This window comes from Mesorhizobium sp. M7A.F.Ca.ET.027.03.2.1 (genome assembly GCF_003999175.1).
In the GTDB taxonomy this organism is placed as follows: domain Bacteria; phylum Pseudomonadota; class Alphaproteobacteria; order Rhizobiales; family Rhizobiaceae; genus Mesorhizobium.
The window spans coordinates 1-2,170 of sequence record NZ_RZOM01001054.1 but is presented as its reverse complement, the minus strand read 5'-3'; the positions used below and the strand labels follow the sequence as shown (position 1 = coordinate 2,170).

Sequence of the window (2,170 nt, the reverse complement as noted above, 5' to 3'; positions counted from 1 at the left end):
ACATAGGCTTCTTCCAGGTCGGCCCGGCTGATCGGAGCGACATAGGTGCCGGTCTGTGCCAAGATCTTGACCAGGCCCTCGTCGCTGATGCGCTTGACCGCTTCGCGCACCGGGGTGCGCGACACCCCCAGGGCCTCCGCGATGGCGACTTCGTTGATGACCTCTCCCGGCTTCAGCTGCCCGACGACGATCAGGTTGCGGATCTTGTGGTAGATCTGATCGCGGAGCGGAAGAGCCCGATTGAGCGTCGAAGGATCCAGGTCCATTGCAAATCCGTGTCTTCGTTCACCAGAAATGGCCAGATAATACTAGAATGTCAATCGGAACGCATCCAATGGAAGCGGTCGGGTGTCGGTGGACACGATGTTCATAACGACCGCCGGAATCCACCTTGCCAGAACTATTATATTAGTGCAATAGTCATCATCCGCGGTGAGAAATTCAACCGCAACCGAGAGCCTTGACTGAGTCGCGTGTTCAAAAGCCCGACGTTCAAGCCAGTTCGAAGAGGGGTCGAGCTGTGTTGAAGCGACTATTATACTAACATATCGATGGCCGATACCGAGGACGATCGGCCAGCCGCCAGGAGGAACCTAGCCAGATATGACTGTCGCCGCCGATTGCGCCTTGGACATGCGAGGCATCAGCAAGACGTTCCCGGGCGTGAAGGCTCTGTCCAACGTCAATTTCGCCGTCAAATTCGGCACCGTTCATGCGGTCGTGGGTGAGAACGGCGCCGGCAAATCGACGCTCATGAAAGTACTCAACGGGTCCTACGCACCCACCAGCGGCACAATCAGGGTCGGCGGCGCCGAAGTGCGCATGCGCCGGCCCGCCGACGCCCAGGCGCTGGGCATCCGCATGGTGCATCAGGAAGTCAATCTGGTCCCCGACCTGAGCGTCGCCGAAAACGTCTATCTCGGCCGCATGCCGGGCAAGTGGACCTTTCTGCGCAAGGGCGAGATGATCCGGGCGGCAGCCGCCGTCCTCGATGAGCTCGGAGCGGCCATCAACCCGCGTGAACGGCTCGGCAACCTGTCGATCAGCCAGCAGCAGCTCGTCGAGATCGCCAAGGCCTACGCGGCGCAGCCCAGGATCATCGTCCTGGACGAACCGACATCGAGCCTCAGCGAGCATGAGACGGCGGCGTTGTTCCGGATCCTGCGCAAGATGCGCGATGACGGCATCGCCATCATCTACATCAGCCACCGACTGAAGGAGGTGCTCGAAATCGCCGACGAGGTGACTGTGCTGCGCGACGGCTCAATGATCGAGACGCGGCCGATCGAAGGCATAAATGCCGCTCACATGATCAGGCTGATGGTCGGTCGCGAAGTCAGCAATGTCTTCCCGAAAAGCCCGGCCGAGATCGGCAAGTCGGTGCTGCGGGTCGAACGCATAAGCGACGGCACGCGCTTCCGCGATGTCAGCTTCGATGTACGCGCCGGCGAGATACTGGGCTTGACCGGACTGGTGGGTGCTGGCCGCAGCGAGGTTGCCCGCGCGATCTTCGGCCTGTCGCGGCTTGTCGAGGGCTCGGTCAGCGTCAACGGACGCGAGATCTCGATCAACTCGCCATCCCAGGCGGTCAGGGCAGGCATTGCCTATGTCCCGGAAGATCGCAAGGGCGACGGCGTCGTGCCTGGAATGTCGATCCGGGAAAACATCAGTCTGCCCATACTGCGCCGCCTGAGCCGTTTCGGGCGCATCAGCCGCAGCGCCGATCACGCGCTTGCCGCGGACTCGGTCAAGCAGTTTTCAATTTCACCGCCCGACGGCGAACGGCGCATCAACCTGCTGTCGGGCGGTAACCAGCAGAAGGCGGTCATCGCCAAATGGCTTGCCGCCAAACCTTCGGCCTTGATCCTCGACGAGCCGACGCGGGGCGTCGACGTTGGCGCCAAGGCCGAGATCCACCACATCATCGGCCAACTCGTCGCCGGCGGCATGGCAGTCGTGATGATCTCCTCGGAACTGCCCGAAATCCTCGGCGTCTGCGACCGCGTGGTGGTGATGCGCGATGGCTATGCCTCCGAGCCTCTCCTGCGCAGCGAATTGAGCGAGGAACGCATCATGGCGCTGGCGACCGGGGAGGAGATGGCGTGACCGAAGCGGCCATGGAGATCGGCGGTGTGAACCGCAACGACCGCTTCACGCGCGGCAGCAGGCT

The 2,170-nt window shown here is 62.0% G+C and carries 2 protein-coding genes; one reads left to right on the top strand and one right to left on the bottom strand.

Annotation, left to right across the window (positions count from 1 at the left end; all coding sequences use genetic code 11):
* Positions 1–266 (bottom strand): GntR family transcriptional regulator (locus EN750_RS31025; RefSeq protein WP_145968080.1); only part of this gene is annotated, 266 nt, incomplete at its 3' end.
* A gap of 337 nt (positions 267–603) precedes the next feature.
* Here EN750_RS31025 and EN750_RS31020 point away from each other — a divergent pair.
* A complete protein-coding gene (locus EN750_RS31020) occupies positions 604–2,106 on the top strand; it encodes a sugar ABC transporter ATP-binding protein (RefSeq protein WP_127399000.1) in 1,503 nt (500 codons plus the stop codon).
* Positions 2,107–2,170: the final 64 nt, after the last annotated feature.

Coding starts and splice junctions, on each gene's coding strand:
- EN750_RS31020 (WP_127399000.1), top strand. CDS start 604: ATGACTGTCGCCGCCGATTGCGCCTTGGACATGCGAGGCATCAGCAAG.